Source organism: Gammaproteobacteria bacterium (genome assembly GCA_015709695.1).
Classification (GTDB): Bacteria; Pseudomonadota; Gammaproteobacteria; order Steroidobacterales.
On the sequence record CP054183.1, the window covers coordinates 662,715 to 679,100 of the forward strand.

Consider the following 16,386-nt stretch of genomic DNA (forward strand, 5'->3'; position numbering starts at 1 on the left):
GCTATTCTCTCATGCAATGCACACCTCGAAGTCAACACCCTCCCAGCGCGCGGCCTCCTGCCAGTAGAAGGTGAACCGGAGAATCGTGCCGCCCGGCAGGCCACTGCTTGGCAGGTCGGCGACATGTACGCCGATGCCGGTATCGCGGGTGACGGCATCATGGGTCGTGTGCCAGCCATCGCTGCTCCAGTGGATCGTGGCCCTGGCCAGGACCTCGATGCGCAGGGTCCGCCCGGCAGGGCTGGAGCGGCACTTGTGGTTGAAGCGCCAGCTGGCCTGGAGCGGCCGGGTCTGCCTTCGGGCATAGCGCTCGACCACCTGTGGCGGCGTGTCGTAAACGCGTCCCTCCTGCAGCGAGCGCAGGAGCTTGATGTGTTCAGCGTGGGCCCAGACCAGGGGCATGGCGGAACCGGCGGGATGGCCGAAGGAGAGTTCGCGCTCCGGAATGTCGCTGGTGTCCCAGACCTGCTCGGGCAGCATGCCGCCGTCGTTGGCAAAGCCGAGCATGGTCCGCGCCAGCCGGCGTGCGACTTCCGGGCGGCCCGCCGCCAGTTCGTAGTGCGCCCGCTCCCCGGTGAGCAGTGGCCAGGCGCGCCCCTGGCCGGTGCCGTCGAACGGTGAGCCGTCCGCGTGTTCGCCGTAGCCATCGTCGTTGTAGCGATGCCAGGCGGGTCCCGCGGGCGTGTCCACCTTGAGCAGCGCATCGATCACGCGGACGGTGTTGACGATGCGCGGGTCATCCGCCGCCCGCAGCCCGAAGCGCACCAGCGCCAGGGCATCCGGACTGACGATGTGGCGTGCCGGCGCGGGATCTTCGCCGGCGGGGCGGTTCTTGATCGGCACCAGGCCCTGGGTGGCCGGCGTGGCGGCGCCATCCATGGGCGGTGAAATGCGCACGTAGTGGCCGTCGACACCGGCCTGCCGCGCCAGGTCCGTGCCGGTGACGTAGGTCCAGCGCTCCACTTGCGCATTCCAGGTGTCGGCGGTCTCGCGCAGGTAGCTGGCCAGCTCTGGTTCGTCCTGCGTATCCGCGAGCCCGGCGGCGGTGAGCAACGCGGCGATTTCCGCCGCCAGCGTGAACGGCGAGTAGCCGGCGTCCTCTTCCCAGCGGTCCTGTTGCGTCACCGGCCCGTTGCGGGCGAGAAAGCCCGCAGCACGCCGTGCCATGGGCCAGAGCTGCCGGAGCCCCGCGGCATCGAGCGCGCCTTCGCGCCGCGCGAGATCGATCAGCAGGATGGGAAACGCGGTCTCGTCCATCTGGATGCCGTTCCAGTATGGCGTGCCGTCGAGCCACATGTTCTGGGGCCAGTGGCCGTCGGCTTCCTGGGTGACCTGCAGGTAACGCAGTACCCGGCGCACGTCGTCGTGGGCACCGGCGGCCAGCAGCGCGCCGGCGGCTTCGACCAGGTCCCGTGGCCAGGCCAGGTGGTAGCCGCCGGGGTCGTCGTCGCCCCTGGAGAATCCCCAGGGAAACGACAGGCTGGCGATCAGGCCGCCCGGCAGGCGCTTCGACTCGTGCGCACGCAACACCATCAGGCTGGTGCGCCAGCCATCGTCGCCCCGATCCCGGCTGCGGGCGACCGGACGGAAGGATGCCTGCCAGTCCTGCCAGCCGCGCACGTAGGCGTCGCGCGCGGCCTCGAAGCCATCCGCAAGACTCGCCAGTACCCGGTGGCCGGCTTCGGCTGCCGTGCTGCCAAAGCCGATGGCCAGCACGAATCGGCCCTCGCAGGCTTCGATGTCGACCTCGCCGGTGAGGGCGACATTGCCGTTCTCCGCGCGAGTGTATTGCCACTGCATCCGCCGGTGCCGCGACAGGTCCTGCCAGCCGTCGCTGATGCCCACGAAGCCTGCGGAGCGGCCGTGCCATGGTGCCGAGCAGGCGATCGCCAGCGCGAAGCCTTCCCGCTGCGCAAACAGCATGGGCTGGCCCTTGCAGTCGCCGATCCAGGCATCGTTGCCCTGGCCGCGGTTGCCCAGGTGCGGTGCGGCCAGCACGTACAGGCGGTAGTCGGCGAGGCCGCCGGGCAGCGGCGTGAATTGCGTGTGCTGCAGCACCACGTCGCGCAGCGGGTCGGCGAGGATCTCCTTGTCGATACGGTAGCGGCCCGCCACGCAGTGGTTGCTCAGACGGTAGAGTGGTACGCCATCGACCGGATAGCTGACCTGCGAGCGGGCATGGCGCTTCTCCTCGGAGAAGAACTCGTGCCCGTCGGTCACCACCAGGCCGATGTCGCGCGTGCAGGGCAGGTCGAGGCGCGGGTAATAGACCTCGTTGAGGATGCCGTGGCTGAGCGTGAACCAGACGTGGCCGGCTCCGGACAGGGAGGTCCCGACACCGGTCTTGGCACTCGAGGTCCAGCGTGGCGGCGAGCCAGGCCAGCCGGGAGCGGTGATGCAATCCGTTGCCATCGTGGCTGCAGGATACCTTGCCGTGCCGCCGGTCAGGCAGCCGTGCCGTGGCAGGTGTCGTGAGGGACAGGTCCGGAGGTGCCCCATTCGAGGACCACCTTGATCTCCTCGCTGCCGTGCTGCCCTAGGGCGGTGGCGAAATCGTCCGCCGGATGGCGATGGGTGATGAGCTGTGCCACGTGGCCGTCCCAGCGATCCACTGCCCGCGAGAGATCGTCCACCGCCATCTGCCAGTGCACGGGTGCGGCATTGACGCTGCCGATCATCACCTGGTTGTCGAGCACCAGCCGGCGCAGCAACTCCCCGCCGGGAATCTGCACCGGGCGCGCGCCGCCAGGAATGCCGGTGAGCACGTAGACGCCGCTCTCGCCCAGTGCATCCAGCAGGTTGAATGCAAGCGAGGGCACGCCGGTGGCTTCGAAGATCAGCTCCATTTCGCCGAGCGTGTGCTCGACCCCGTCGGGGGCCACGCTGCGCGCGTCCAGGTATCGCCCGCCGATCGCCTCCAGCCAGCGGGGGCGGGCGCTGCCGGCGTCGACCACATCGAGGCCGGCCACTTCCGCGCCCCGTAACCGCAGCGCCAGCGCTGCCAGCAGGCCGATGGGACCCAGCCCGGCCACCAGGCAGCGGCGCCCGGTGAACCACTCGCGGCCCGCCTCGATGTCGGGCATGCGGACCGCCTGCACGAGCATCGCCTCGTTGAGCGCTTTCTCCGCGACCGACAGCGGTTCGCACAGCACGCCGACCGGCTCCAGCCGTGGTGGCACGCACACGATGTACTGCTCGTGATCGACGGCGAACTCCGCCTGGTAGCCGTCCAGCCCCCAGATGCCGCGCTCGCGGTAATCGCCGGTGAGGCACATGTCCGGGCGGTCGAGCCCGCAGGGTTGGCAGTTGCCGCATCCACGACGCACCGTGAACACCGCGTAGTCGCCGGGTTTCACGCGGGTGACCCCGGATCCGGTCTCGATCACCTGGCCCAGCATCTCGTGCCCGACCACGAGGTCGCTGCTGCCAGGCGGAGCGAGTGCGCGCCCGCCGGCGGCTTCTTCGCGGTCGGTGCCGCAGATGCCGACGCGCACCACACGCATTTTCACGTCATGAGCGGCGCGGACTTCGGGTTCTGGTCGCTCGATACGGTGCAGGTCACGCCGGCCGGGAGTGACGGCGATGGCTTTCATGGGTATCCCGGGGCCGGAATGTGGCGTTCGAACCGCAGGCTGCGGCAAAGTTCCCGCGACGCCTGCTGGGCCGGCAGATGATGCTCTGCCAGAATGCAGCGGACCGGTCGCCTGCACTGTGCGGCCGGACTGTTGCAAGCACGACTGCGAGGCACACTGTGCTGCCATCCGAGGACGAGGAGTTCATGCGCCTGGCCCTGGCGCAGGCGCGCCTGGCTGGCCAGGCAGGCGAGGTACCGGTCGGCTGCGTGATCGTCAGCGAAGGCCAGGTGATCGCCGGTGGCTACAATCGGCCCATCTCGCGGCAGGATCCCACCGCTCACGCCGAGATCGAGGCGCTGCGCGCCGCGGGAAGGATCCTCGGCAATTACCGCCTCGGCGGCTGCACCCTGTACGTGACGCTCGAGCCCTGTGCCATGTGCACCGGGGCGATGGTGCATGCGCGGATCGCGCGGCTGGTGTACGGCGCCGCCGATCCCAAGGCCGGCGCGGCGGGCTCGGTCTTCGAGCTGGCACGCTCACCCGCGCTCAACCATCGCATCGACGTCAGCGGCGGCGTGCTGGCCGGGGAATGCCGGGAGCTGTTGCAGGGATTCTTCCGCGAGCGGCGCTGATCATGCCGCAGCCGTGCCCCGGGGACCGCACCCGTCTCAGGTGGCTTCGTCGCGGGACGGCTTGCTCGCGGCGGGACCGGCGTCGGCCTGGATGGGCGCGGGCGCGCGCTGCTGCATCCAGTCGGGCAGGGGCACCTCGTCGCGGGTCATGAAAGCCAGCACGTTGAAGTAGGCCTGCACGTTGTCGACGAACCAGACCGTCTCGCCACCGCGGGCGAAACCATGGCGCGTCTGCGCGGCGAAATCCGGATCGGCGAGCTTCTTCACCGCGGGGCGCACGTGCACCCAGAGGTTCCAGTTGCCGCCACCGTCGCGGGTCAGGCGCCGGGCATCGAGCAGATGGCCGAAGCCCATGTTGTAGGTGGCCAGCGCGAAGGCAGTGCGGTCCGGTTCGACCACGTCCTTGGGAATCCGTGACAGGATGTGCGCCAGGTAGCGCGCGCCGCCACGAATGCTCTGCGCGGCGTCGGTGCGATCCTCGATGCCGAAGCTGGCGGCGGTTTCCTCGGTGAGCATCATCAGGCCCCGCACGCCGGTGGGGGAGACGGCAGTGGGGTCCCACCTGGATTCCTGGTAGCCAATGGCGGCCAGCAGCCGCCAGTCGACACCGAACTCCATGGCGGCCGCCTTGAATTGCTGGCGGTAAGCCGACAGCTTGGAGCGCACATCGCGCAGGAAGTCCTTCGTGCCGACGTAGTTCGGCCGGGCGACGTGGCCGTAGTAGGTGTCCATGATGCGGTCCAGCTCGCCACTCGCCCGGATGCGGGCGAAGTAACGCTCGGCCGCCTGCCGCAGGCTCGCATCCGCCCGCTGCGGGAAGGCCCAGGCAACCGACTCGCCCTCGGCGAGGTTGAAGGCCACGCGGATCTCGGGGATGTAGCTGCGGTACACGGCGAAGGCGCTGGATTTCACCACCGTGTAGTCGAGAGAACCGATGGCCACGCGGTGCAGCAATTCATTCTGGTCGGCGTGCGGGTTCTCGGTCCAGACGAGATCGGGCACCCGCGCCTGGGCCCGGACCAGTGTCTTGACATAACTTGTTCCGGAAGGAACCTCGAGGCGCTTGCCGCGCAGCTGCCGCAGGTCGCGCGGCCGGCGGCGGCCGTCGCGGTACACCAGGTGCTCGGTGACCTGCTGGTAGGCCGGCCCGAAGTCCACGAGCCGCTCGCTGTCCCGGTTGACGGTCAGGCCGGCGGCAGCGAGATGACCCTGCCCGTTGACCAGGGCCGGCAGCACCTGGGCGGCGTTTTCCACCACGATCAGGCGCAGGCGGACGCCGAGCTCCTCCGCAAAGCCCTTGAGCAGCTCGTATTCAGGGCCGCTGGGGCCGTCACCGTCCACGTAGTAGGCGTTGGGCCCGTTGCGCGTGATGACCCGCAGTTCGCCCAGTTGCCGGACCTCTTCCAGCAGGGAAGGCGGGTGCGCGCAGGTGCCCAGCACCGCGGTCGCGCACAGCAGCACTCCAAGCTTCAGGCGGGCAGCCAGCAACCTTGAAACCTCCACCCGCAGGGTCGTCCCTGACGGTTTGGCCCAGACGCGGGGCAGACGTTACCATGCCCGCCGTCGGCCCGGCCATTGGAACAGGTCACCATTATCCGACCGAGTATTATGTTTATATTTATATTAATCAGTAAGTTGCAATATACATATAAACCTGTTGGTTATGTGCGGTCTGATCACCAGGGGTTCCGGTCGTGATCGGCGCCGGCCCTGTCGTGGCGCCGGGCTGGGATGAGTGGTGCCGTGCCCAGGGCCTCGATCCGGCCGAGGTGCGCCTCGTGCTCGGCCGCTACCGCGCCTACCGCCTCTACTATGAGAGCGGACGCCGTGGGGAGCCGCTGCCCCTGGAGAACTGGTTCACGTTCTACCGGATGGAGACGGCCAGCGAGGTGGAGCAGAACGCGCCGACCGCCTCCGGCTGCTCGGTGGACCCCAATGCCCGCAACCGCGGCGCCATCAGCCGGCCTGCCGAATTCCTGCAGGCGCTGGTCCGGCTGGCCAGCCAGACTGCTTGCAACCGGGCGCCCTGACCCGGGGCAGAAACGGCTGGCAGCCGGCCGCGAGCCGCCTATAATTCCGCGGCCTGCATGCCCCGGAGGGATGCCGGAGCGGCTAAACGGCCCTGACTCGAAATCAGTGGGACGGAAACGTCACGGGGGTTCGAATCCCTCTCCCTCCGCCAGTTATTATTACCTTGTAAAACAATGACTTATAAATACAACTGAAGACGAAATATATCCAAATTTCTGGCCTTGTGCGCATGGGTATTTTCGTGCTCGACCTCAAGATGTTGAACGAGTCTGATCCTCTGGGGCTCTTGTTTGGCAATCCCTTCAAATATTTCAGTCCGCAAGAAAAAGGGTGTGATCTCGTTGGCGAAGGCAATGAATGCACTAGGAAGTGCTGCGATGCCCATGATCAATGTTACGAAGCGAACCGCTGCAACATGTGGTCGTGGTTATTTACGGGAGGGATAAATGCTGGTGTGCAGTCTCCATGCACCAGATGTAATGCCCAGGTCGTCGTTTGCTACGTCCGGAGCTACTGGCGCTGTGAACCGTCGGATCGACGATGCAGTAACACGGACCTTCAATGACGCCTCAAATCAGGCCGACACCTGTCGCCGATAGGCGTCCAACCGTTATTGCTTACGCTGCGGCAATTGCCGTTGGCGCGGCCGTTTGGATTGGGATAATGCTGGCGGACGAGGTTAGATACGCCTGGAGTAGCCGCACGTATTTTGTTGTTGGCCTTCCAGCCATGATGGTAGCTGCTGGAGTCCTCGCATGGCTCATGCCGGAAAGGACTTGGAGCTGGGGATGGGCCATGGTATTTCCGCAAGCCCTGCTTGCATTTTCGATGGCAAGGAAATTCACGTTGTGGCCAATCGCACTTGCGCAATTTGCCCTTGTCGCATCGATTTGTGGGATTGCCGCACTGGCAGCCGCGAGGATATCGATTCATAAACGTCGCCGTCGGTAATGGCGATGTGGCCTGTTGATGGAGATTACCCGAGCTGAGGACTCGTCACCGCCCGTTGGAGACAGCGAGTCCGCGCATACGTAATGCACTCACAAGGACGTCACGGCGTGTGTCGCTGTATGCACCGCCACGCTGTTAACCCCATAGAACTCCCTGATCAGGCCGGCGAAATTCCCTGTTTTGGAGTAGGCCGGAGAATTCATCGGGGCCTCAAATCAGGCAATTTGGGCGCGTTCAGCTGCAAGCCTCGGCCGGCCGGACGCGTGCTTTCCCTGTAGTTTCCCTGTTCAACAGGGAAAAGGTCCGCTGAGACTGGTTCGCTAATGACTACGTCCACCGCCACCTTGAAGTGCAAGCGGTCATAGGCGCCCGATGAGCCAGCCATGAGCAGCACCGACCAGCTGCACCCGCGTGCCTACGTGGTGCTGTTCGCCAGCACGTTCGCCTTCATGGTCTGCTTTGCCGTGTGGATGATGCTGGGCGTCATCGGCATTCCGGTGCGCGAGACGCTCGGGCTCAACAATACCGAGTTCGGCCTGCTGACCTCCACGCCGGTGCTGTTCGGGGCGCTGATGCGGCTGCCTCTCGGTGCCTGGACGGACCGCTTCGGCGGCCGCGTCGTCATGACCACGTTGCTGCTGGTGGCGGCCCTGCCGGTGTACCTGCTGAGCCATGCCACCGCATACTGGCAATTCCTCGCCATCGGCTTCCTGCTCGGAATCGTCGGCGCCTCCTTCGCCGTCGGCACGCCGTACAGCGCGCGCTTCTTTCCGCAGCACAGGCGCGGCTTCGCCATGGGCTTCTTCGGTGCCGGAACCAGCGGCGCGGCACTGAATCTCTTCGTGGCGCCGCGATTGATCGAGGCCCATGGCTGGGCGATGGTCCCCAAGGTCTATGCGGCGGTATTGCTGGCGACCGCGCTGCTGTTCTGGCTGGCGAGTGCGCCGGATCCGGGCGTGCGCGGCGGTGCGGCCGGCACACCGCTGCTGCGACAACTGGCGGTGCTGCGTGACTGGCGCGTGTGGAAGCTCTGCCAGTACTACTCGCTCACCTTCGGCGGCTTCACCGCGCTGGCACTCTGGATGCCGGACTACTATGTGCAGGAGTACGGCCTCGGCATCAACGCCGCCGCCATGCTGGCCATGGTGTTCGCGCTGCCCGCCGGCGTGCTGCGCGCCGTCGGTGGCTGGATTGCCGACCGGCGTGGTGCCCACGGCGTCACCTGGTGGGTGCTGTGGGTCGCGTGGATCGTGCTGTTCCTGATCTCCTACCCCGCGACCGAGTTCTCGGTGAAGACCATCGACGGCGCGGCCCGGTTCCATCTCGCCTGGGCCGTGCAGCCGTTCACCCTGCTGCTGTTCGTCCTGGGAGTGGTGCTCGCCTTCGGCATGGCCTCGACGTTCAAGTACATCAGCGACGAGTTCCCCGACAACCTCGGCGTCGTCAGCGGCATCGTCGGGCTGGCTGGCGGGCTCGGTGGTTTCTTTCTGCCGATCCTCTGGGGCATCGTCCTCGACATCACACGGATCCGCTCGAGCTGCTTCATGCTGCTTTACGGAATCGTGTGGGTGTCGCTGATCCTCATCTACTTCACCGAGGTCCGGCGCCTGCCGCTGGTGACCCACGAAGCGACGCGACCGGTTGACCTTGTGCAGCGCGATCCCCCGTAGCTCTTGTCGATCGTCCCGTCGCAGGTGTACGGTCGCAGCCTGACCGCGGGAACAGCAGAGCCATGAGTCACTTCCTCGACCGTCTGAAGTTCTTCACCGAGCACCGCGAGCCCTTTGCAGGCGGCCACGGCGAGACGCGCAAGGAAGACCGCAAGTGGGAGGAGGGCTACCGCCTGCGCTGGCAGCATGACCGGGTGGTGCGTTCCACCCACGGGGTGAACTGCACCGGCGGCTGCAGCTGGAAGATCTACGTCAAGGGCGGCATCGTCACCTGGGAGACGCAGCAGACCGATTACCCGCGCACCCGCCCCGGCATGCCCAACCACGAGCCGCGCGGCTGTTCGCGCGGGGCCTCGTACAGCTGGTATCTCTACAGCGCCAATCGTCTGAAGCACCCGATGGTGCGTGGCCGGCTGGTGCGGCTGTGGCGCGCGGCACGCAAGACGCTGGCACCGGTCGAGGCCTGGGCCTCGATCGTCGAGGATCCCGGCAGTGCGCGTGAGTACAAGTCCATCCGCGGCCGCGGCGGCTTCGTGCGCGTGGGCTGGGAGGAGGCCACCGAGATCGTCGCCGCGGCCAATGTCTACACCATCGGCAAGTACGGCCCGGATCGCGTGTGCGGCTTCTCGCCGATCCCGGCCATGTCGATGGTCTCGCACGCCTCCGGTGCACGCTATCTCTCGCTGATCGGTGGCAGCCTGCTGTCGTTCTACGACTGGTACTGCGACCTCCCGCCCTCGTCGCCGCAGACCTGGGGCGAGCAGACCGACGTGCCGGAATCGGCCGACTGGTACAACTCGCAGTTCATCATCGCCTGGGGCTCGAACGTGCCGCAGACGCGCACGCCGGATGCGCACTTCTTCGTCGAGGCGCGCTACAACGGCACCCGCATCGTCTCCATCACGCCGGACTATGCCGAGGTGGCCAAGTTCGGCGACCAGTGGCTGCATCCCAAGCAGGGCACCGATGCGGCGCTGGGCATGGCGATGGGTCACGTGATCCTCAGTGAGTTCCACGTGGCGCGCACGGTGCCGTACTTCGACGATTACGCGCGCCGCTACACCGACCTGCCGCTGCTGGTCCGCCTGGTGAAGGACGGCGATCGCCATGTGCCCGACCGCTACCTGCGCGCCGCGGATTTCGCCGGCCAGCTTGGCCAGGTGAACAGCCCGGAGTGGAAGACCGTCGGCTTCGACGAAACCACCGGCAGCCCCGTGGCGCCGCAGGGCTCCATCGGCTATCGCTGGGGGCCGCAGGTATCGGCGGACCTTGGCAAGTGGAACCTCGAGGAGAAGGACGGCGCGAATGGCGCCGGAGTGAAGCTCGTGCTGTCGCTGCTCGGGCGCGGCGACGACGTGCTGCCGGTGGCCTTCCCTTACTTCGGTGGTCGGCCGCACGAGCACTTCCCGGCGAACGACCAGGGTGGCGACATACTGCTGCGCAAGGTGCCGGTGAAGATCCTGCGCTGTGCCGATGGCGACGTCGCGGTCGCCACCGTGTTCGACCTGTTGTGCGCCAACTACGGCGTCGACCGCGGCCTGGGCGACGGCTGCGCGAAGAGCTACGAGGACGACGTACCGTACACGCCGAAATGGCAGGAGGCGATCACCGGCGTACGCGCCGAGGATGCCATCAGCGTGGCGCGCGAGTTCGCCAGGACCGCCGAGCTGACCCGGGGACGCTCGCTCATCATCATCGGCGCCGGCATGAACCACTGGTATCACCAGGACATGAACTATCGCGCCTGCATCAACATGGCCGTGCTCTGCGGCTGTGTCGGCGTCTCCGGCGGCGGCTGGGCGCACTACGTCGGCCAGGAGAAGCTGCGGCCACAGACCGGCTGGCAGGTGCTGGCCTTCGCCACCGACTGGGTGCGACCGCCGCGGCAGATGAACGGCACCTCGTTCTTCTACGCCCACTCCGACCAGTGGCGCTACGAGAAGATCGACGTCCGCGACCTGCTGTCGCCGCTCGCCGATCCGGCCCGCTACACCGGCTCGATGATCGACTTCAACGTGCGCGCCGAGCGCATGGGGTGGCTGCCCTCGGCACCGCAGCTCGGCGTCAATCCGCTGCGGGTCGCGGCCGAGGCGGCCAGGGCCGGCATGGAGCCTGCGGCCTACGTGGCCCGGGGGCTGCAGGACGGCAGCATCCGCATGGCCTGCGAGGACCCCGACAACCCGGTGAATTTCCCGCGCAACCTGTTCCTGTGGCGATCCAACCTGCTTGGTTCCTCGGGCAAGGGCCACGAGTACTTCCTGCGTCACTTCATGGGTGCGCAGCATGGCGTGCTCGGGCCGGACCTGGGCGAGTCCGGGGAGCCCAAGCCGGAGGAGGTGAAGTGGCACGAGCCGGCGCCGGAGGGCAAGCTCGATTTGCTGACGGTGCTCGACTTCCGCATGTCGACCACCTGCCTGTACGCCGACGTGGTGCTGCCGACCGCGACCTGGTACGAGAAGAACGATCTCAACACCACCGACATGCACCCGTTCATCCACCCGCTCTCGGCGGCGGTGGATCCGGCCTGGGAGGCGCGCAGCGACTGGGAGATCTACAAGGGCATCGCCAGGAAGTTCTCCGCGCTGGCCGCCGGCCACCTCGGCGTGGAGCAGGACGTGGTGCTGCAGCCGATCCTGCATGACACGCCGGGCGAGATCGCGCAGCCGCTGGACGTGGCCGACTGGAAGCGCGGCGAGTGTGCATTCGTGCCGGGGAAGACCGCGCCCGGCATCGTCGTGGTCGAGCGTGACTACCCGAACACCTACAAGCGCTTTACCGCCCTCGGGCCGCTGCTCAGGACGCAGGGCAACGGCGGCAAGGGCATCAACTGGCCGATGGCCGATGTGGTCGACGGCCTGGCCGCGCTCAACAGGCCGGTGGCCGAGGAGGGTGTGACCCAGGGCTTGCCGAGGATAGAGACCGACACCGATGCCGCCGAGACCATCCTCTTCCTCGCGCCGGAGACCAACGGCGAAGTGGCCGTGCAGGCCTGGGACGCGCTGACCCGCCAGACCGGCCGGCCGCACCGCCACCTCGCCGAGACGCGCGAGGACGAGAAGATCCGCTACCGGGACATCCAGGCGCAGCCGCGCAAGATCATCACCTCGCCGACCTGGTCCGGCATCGAGAGTGAGCATGTCAGCTACACCTCGGGCTATACCAACGTCAACGAGCTGATCCCCTGGCGCACGCTGAGCGGGCGCCAGCAGTTCTACCTGGATCATCGCTGGATGCGGGACTTCGGCGAGGCGCTCTGCGTCTACCGGCCGCCGGTCAACACGCGCAGCGTCACGGCGCTGCGCAGCCGCAAGGCCAACGGCAACCGGGAGATCGTCCTCAACTTCATCACGCCGCACCAGAAGTGGGGAATTCATTCCACCTACACCGACAACCTGATCATGCTGACGCTGTCGCGCGGCGGGCCGATCGTCTGGATCTCCGAAACCGATGCGCGGCAGGCGGGTATCGTCGACAACGACTGGATCGAGCTCTACAACGCCAATGGCGCCCTCACTGCACGCGCAGTGGTAAGCCAGCGGGTGCATGTCGGCATGTGCATGATGTACCACGCACAGGAGAAGATCGTGAACGTGCCCGGGTCGGAGATCACCGGGCACCGCGGCGGCATCCACAACTCGGTGACCCGCACCGTACTCAAGCCCACGCACATGATCGGCGGTTACGTGCAGCTGGCATACGGCTTCAATTACTACGGGACCGTGGGCTCCAACCGCGACGAGTTCGTCATCCTGCGCAAGATGACCAGGGCGGACTGGCTGGACGCGCCGCTGAAGCAGACAGGAGCCTGATGCCATGAAGATCCGCGCACAGATCGCGATGGTGCTCAACCTCGACAAGTGCATTGGCTGCCACACTTGCTCGGTCACCTGCAAGAATGTCTGGACCTCGCGTGTCGGCATGGAGTACGCATGGTTCAACAATGTCGAGACCAAGCCCGGGATCGGATATCCGAAGGACTGGGAGAACCAGCAGCACTGGAAAGGCGGCTGGGAGCGCAAGGCCGATGGCGGCATCCGGCTGCGCCAGGGCGGCAGGCTCGGGGTGCTGATGAAGATCTTCGCCAATCCGCACCTGCCGGAGATCGACGACTACTACGAGCCGTTCACCTTCGACTACGAGTTCATCCAGACGGCACCGGAGATGCCCACGCCGCCGGCGGCCAGGCCGATCTCGGTGATCACCCGCAAGCGGATGGACAAGATCGAGTGGGGACCCAACTGGGAGGAGATCCTCGGCGGCGAGTTCGCCAGCCGCTCCAGGGACCAGAACTTCGCCGACATGCAGAAGGACATCTACGGCGAGTTCGAGAACACCTTCATGATGTACTTGCCGAGGTTGTGCGAGCACTGTCTCAACCCGGCCTGCGTCGCTTCCTGCCCGTCGGGTTCCATCTACAAGCGCGAGGAAGACGGCATCGTGCTGATCGACCAGGAGAAGTGCCGGGGTTGGCGCATGTGCGTCTCGGGCTGCCCCTACAAGAAGATCTACTACAACTGGAACACCGGCAAGGCGGAGAAGTGCATCTTCTGCTATCCGCGCATCGAGGCGGGCCAGCCGACCGTGTGCTCCGAGACCTGCGTCGGGCGCATCCGCTACCTCGGCGTGCTGCTCTATGACGCCGACCGCATCGAGAGCGCGGCCGCCGTGCCCGATGCGCAGGACCTCTACCAGGCGCAGCTCGACATCTTCCTCGATCCGCACGACGAGCAGGTCCAGGCGCAGGCACGGGCCGACGGTGTCCCGGAGAACTGGCTGGAGGCGGCACGCCGCTCGCCCGCCTACAAGATGGCGATCGAGTGGAAGATCGCCTTCCCGCTGCACCCGGAGTACCGCACGCTGCCGATGGTGTGGTACGTGCCGCCGCTCTCGCCCATCAGCTCGCGGGCGACCACCGGGCAGGTGGGCGAAGCCGATGGCATACCCGACGTGCGCAGCCTGCGCATCCCGGTCCGCTATCTCGCCAACCTGCTGACCGCCGGGAAGGAGGAGCCGGTCGTCCTGGCCCTGGAGCGCATGCTGGCGATGCGTGCCTTCTACCGTGGACGCCAGCTGGAGCGGCGGGACGACCTGGCACTGCTCGACCGGGTGGGCATGAGCCTCGCCGAAGTGCAGGACATGCACCGCTACCTGGCGCTGGCGGATTACGAGGACCGCTTCGTGATCCCGACCACGCATCGCGAGTACGCCGAGACGGCCTATTACCTGCGGGGCGAATGCGGCTTCAGCTTCGGCAACGGCTGCTCCAACGGCGACAGCAGCGCCAGCCTGTTCGGCGAGAAGATGGGCGGCAAGCGCATCTTCCCGCTGCGCGTGCGCGGCGAGGATGGCCACGAGAAGGTGGCCGACTACTGATGGCGGCACGGACATTGCCATGAAGGAAGCGAAGGCCATTCGGGCGCTGGCAGCGTTGCTCGGCTATCCGGATGCGGAGCTGGTAGCGGCCTTGCCGGAGATCGCCGGCGCGCTGGCGGCGTCGCAGGCCATGGGGCAGGAGCAGCGAGCGAGGCTGGCGTCGCTGGTCGACGCCCTGCGCGCCAGCGACGGGCTGGATCTCGAGATGCGCTATGTCGAGCTGTTCGACCGGGGACGGGCGACTTCGCTGAACCTGTTCGAGCACGTGCACGGCGAATCGCGTGATCGCGGCATGGCCATGGTGGAGCTGCGGCAGCTGTACGCCGCCGCAGGCTACGAGCTGTCGTCCGGGGAGTTGCCGGACTACCTGCCGGTGATGCTCGAGTACCTGTCCTGCCGAGACCTCGACGAGGCACGCGCCATGCTCGGCGAGTGTGCGCACATCCTGCGCAGCATCGGCGATGCGCTGCTCAGACGTGGCAGCGAGTACGCGGCGGTGTTCGATGCGCTGCTGGCCATTGCCCGGGCACCGGGTCTCGACTGGAGCCGGGCCGGGATGCCGCCGGTACGGGAAGCGCCGCTCGACGAAGACTGGGCCGAGGTGCCGGCCTTCGCGCCGGCGGGGGAGAGGGGCGGCGCCGGTGTTCCGCTTCGCCAACCCGCGGCGCAGGGAAAAGGACGATCCTGATGGACTACCTGCACGCCTTCCTGTTCGGCATCTATCCCTACATCGCGCTGGCGGTGTTCTTCCTCGGCAGCCTGGTGCGCTTCGACCGCGACCAGTACACCTGGAAGAGCGACTCCTCGCAGCTGCTGCGCCAGCGTGAGCTGCGCTGGGGCTCGAACCTGTTCCACTTCGGTATTCTGGTGGTGTTCTTCGGCCACCTGTTCGGTTTCCTGATCCCGGAGCCGCTGGTCGATGCCGTCATGACGGCGCAGCAGCACGCCTTGCTGGCCATGGTGGGCGGTGGCCTCGCCGGGCTCGCGGCGCTGGCCGGCCTGACGCTGCTGATCCACCGGCGGGTGGTGGACCCGCGCATCCACGCCAATACCCGCGGCTGGGACATGGCCATCCTGGTCATCCTCTGGCTGCAGCTCGTGCTGGGCTTGTGGACGATCTACTTCTCGGCCCAGCACCTGGGCGGGGTGATGTTCCTGCAGCTGGTGCAGTATGTGCAGGGCATCGTCATCTTCCGTGCCGGCAATGCCGCGCTGCTGGCGGGGGTGCCCTGGGTCTACCAGGCGCATATCGCCCTCGGGCTGACGATCTTCCTGGTCTTTCCGTTCACGCGCCTCGCCCATATCTGGAGCGGCTTTGCCACGGTGGCCTACCTGTTCCGGCCCCCGCAGCTGGTGCGCACGCGGGGTGCCAACCCGCGGGGTGGCGTGCCGGCGGCCGGCGGCAAGTGAGCGGGGCACCGGCGCCGGTGGCGGACGTGTCGATCAACGGCATCGCCGTGGACGCCGCCGGGTTCCCTTCGCCGGCGGCCGCGGCCGTGCGCGAGCTGCTGCGACAGCGGGCCGTGGCCAGCGCGGACATCACCGATGGCGCGGATGCCGGGGATGTCGATGCCGCGATCGAGCGTCTGCTCGAGCGCGAGGTGAGGACGCCAGAGCCCACCGAGGCGGAGTGCCGGCAGTACTACCAGGCAAACCCGCAGCGCTTCCTGCGCGGCGAGCTGGTGATGGTGCGCCACATCCTGTTCCAGCTGACCCCGGGGATGGCGGTCAATACGCTGCGGGCCCGGGCCGAGCACATCCTGCGAGAGCTGCTGAAGACGCCGGAGCGCTTCGAGGCGCTGGCCCGCGAGTGCTCGAACTGCCCATCGGCCCAGCACGGCGGCAACCTCGGCCAGATGCAACGTGGCGAGGCAGTGCCGGAATTCGAGAAAGTGGTGTTCGAGGGCGCATGGACCGGTATCGCCAGGCAGCTGGTGAAGACCCGCTTCGGCTTCCACATCGTCGCCGTGGATCATCGGGTAGCCGGGCGGCCCGTGCCCTTCGAGGATGCACGCGAGGCGATCGCGGAACGGCTGCGCGACAGCGTGCAGCGGCGGGCGCTGGAGCAGTATGTACGGGTGCTGGCCGGGCGGGCCGAGGTGCGCGGCGTCGATCTCGCTGCGGCGCCGACACCGCTGGTGCAATAGCACCCGT

11 protein-coding genes and 1 tRNA gene are annotated in these 16,386 nt (G+C 67.1%); 9 read left to right on the forward strand and 3 right to left on the reverse strand.

Annotation, left to right across the window (positions count from 1 at the left end; translation table 11 throughout):
• Positions 1-9: 9 nt before the first annotated feature.
• Both HRU81_03085 and HRU81_03090 read right to left on the reverse strand, forming a co-directional pair.
• Positions 10-2,412, reverse strand: coding sequence for a glucan 1,4-alpha-glucosidase (locus HRU81_03085; protein ID QOJ31170.1), 2,403 nt, complete (start codon positions 2,410-2,412; stop codon positions 10-12).
• A 32-nt stretch (positions 2,413-2,444) separates the two neighbouring features.
• Positions 2,445-3,593 (reverse strand): glucose 1-dehydrogenase, encoded by a 1,149-nt coding sequence (locus HRU81_03090; protein ID QOJ31171.1) that lies wholly within the window; start codon positions 3,591-3,593, stop codon positions 2,445-2,447.
• Between the two features lie 80 nt (positions 3,594-3,673).
• Between HRU81_03090 and tadA the strand changes: the two genes are divergently transcribed.
• Positions 3,674-4,207, forward strand: coding sequence for a tRNA adenosine(34) deaminase TadA (tadA, locus tag HRU81_03095; GenBank protein ID QOJ33262.1), 534 nt, complete (start codon positions 3,674-3,676; stop codon positions 4,205-4,207).
• A 36-nt stretch (positions 4,208-4,243) separates the two neighbouring features.
• Here the strand turns inward: tadA and mltF are convergent, their stop codons facing one another.
• Complete coding sequence (mltF, locus tag HRU81_03100) at positions 4,244-5,695, reverse strand: membrane-bound lytic murein transglycosylase MltF (protein QOJ31172.1); 1,452 nt, start codon at positions 5,693-5,695, stop codon at positions 4,244-4,246.
• A gap of 206 nt (positions 5,696-5,901) precedes the next feature.
• Between mltF and HRU81_03105 the strand changes: the two genes are divergently transcribed.
• The 8 genes from HRU81_03105 to HRU81_03140 all read left to right on the forward strand — a co-directional run bounded on the left by HRU81_03105 (position 5,902) and on the right by HRU81_03140 (position 16,379).
• A complete protein-coding gene (locus tag HRU81_03105) occupies positions 5,902-6,237 on the forward strand; it encodes a hypothetical protein (GenBank protein ID QOJ31173.1) in 336 nt (111 codons plus the stop codon).
• Between the two features lie 64 nt (positions 6,238-6,301).
• A tRNA-Ser gene (locus HRU81_03110) sits at positions 6,302-6,389 on the forward strand.
• A 1,183-nt stretch (positions 6,390-7,572) separates the two neighbouring features.
• Positions 7,573-8,859 carry a NarK/NasA family nitrate transporter gene (locus tag HRU81_03115; protein QOJ31174.1) on the forward strand — a complete coding sequence of 429 codons (1,287 nt, stop codon included), beginning with the start codon at positions 7,573-7,575 and terminating at the stop codon, positions 8,857-8,859.
• Positions 8,860-8,921: 62 nt separating this feature from the next.
• Positions 8,922-12,668, forward strand: coding sequence for a nitrate reductase subunit alpha (locus tag HRU81_03120; GenBank protein ID QOJ31175.1), 3,747 nt, complete (start codon positions 8,922-8,924; stop codon positions 12,666-12,668).
• Positions 12,669-12,672: 4 nt separating this feature from the next.
• The gene (gene narH / locus HRU81_03125) at positions 12,673-14,232 is read left to right on the forward strand and encodes a nitrate reductase subunit beta (GenBank protein ID QOJ31176.1); all 1,560 of its coding nucleotides are present in this window, start codon (positions 12,673-12,675) and stop codon (positions 14,230-14,232) included.
• A gap of 19 nt (positions 14,233-14,251) precedes the next feature.
• Positions 14,252-14,920, forward strand: a complete 669-nt coding sequence (gene narJ, locus HRU81_03130) for a nitrate reductase molybdenum cofactor assembly chaperone (GenBank protein ID QOJ31177.1) — start codon at positions 14,252-14,254, stop codon at positions 14,918-14,920.
• The gene (narI, locus tag HRU81_03135) at positions 14,917-15,642 is read left to right on the forward strand and encodes a respiratory nitrate reductase subunit gamma (GenBank protein QOJ33263.1); all 726 of its coding nucleotides are present in this window, start codon (positions 14,917-14,919) and stop codon (positions 15,640-15,642) included. Before narJ ends, narI begins: the two co-directional genes overlap by 4 nt.
• Positions 15,639-16,379, forward strand: a complete 741-nt coding sequence (locus HRU81_03140) for a peptidylprolyl isomerase (protein QOJ31178.1) — start codon at positions 15,639-15,641, stop codon at positions 16,377-16,379. The genes narI and HRU81_03140 overlap by 4 nt, the downstream gene beginning before the upstream one ends.
• Positions 16,380-16,386: the final 7 nt, after the last annotated feature.

Coding starts and splice junctions, on each gene's coding strand:
- HRU81_03085 (QOJ31170.1), bottom strand. CDS start 2,412: ATGGCAACGGATTGCATCACCGCTCCCGGCTGGCCTGGCTCGCCGCCA.
- HRU81_03090 (QOJ31171.1), bottom strand. CDS start 3,593: ATGAAAGCCATCGCCGTCACTCCCGGCCGGCGTGACCTGCACCGTATC.
- tadA (QOJ33262.1), top strand. CDS start 3,674: ATGCTCTGCCAGAATGCAGCGGACCGGTCGCCTGCACTGTGCGGCCGG.
- HRU81_03115 (QOJ31174.1), top strand. CDS start 7,573: ATGAGCAGCACCGACCAGCTGCACCCGCGTGCCTACGTGGTGCTGTTC.
- HRU81_03120 (QOJ31175.1), top strand. CDS start 8,922: ATGAGTCACTTCCTCGACCGTCTGAAGTTCTTCACCGAGCACCGCGAG.
- narH (QOJ31176.1), top strand. CDS start 12,673: ATGAAGATCCGCGCACAGATCGCGATGGTGCTCAACCTCGACAAGTGC.
- narJ (QOJ31177.1), top strand. CDS start 14,252: ATGAAGGAAGCGAAGGCCATTCGGGCGCTGGCAGCGTTGCTCGGCTAT.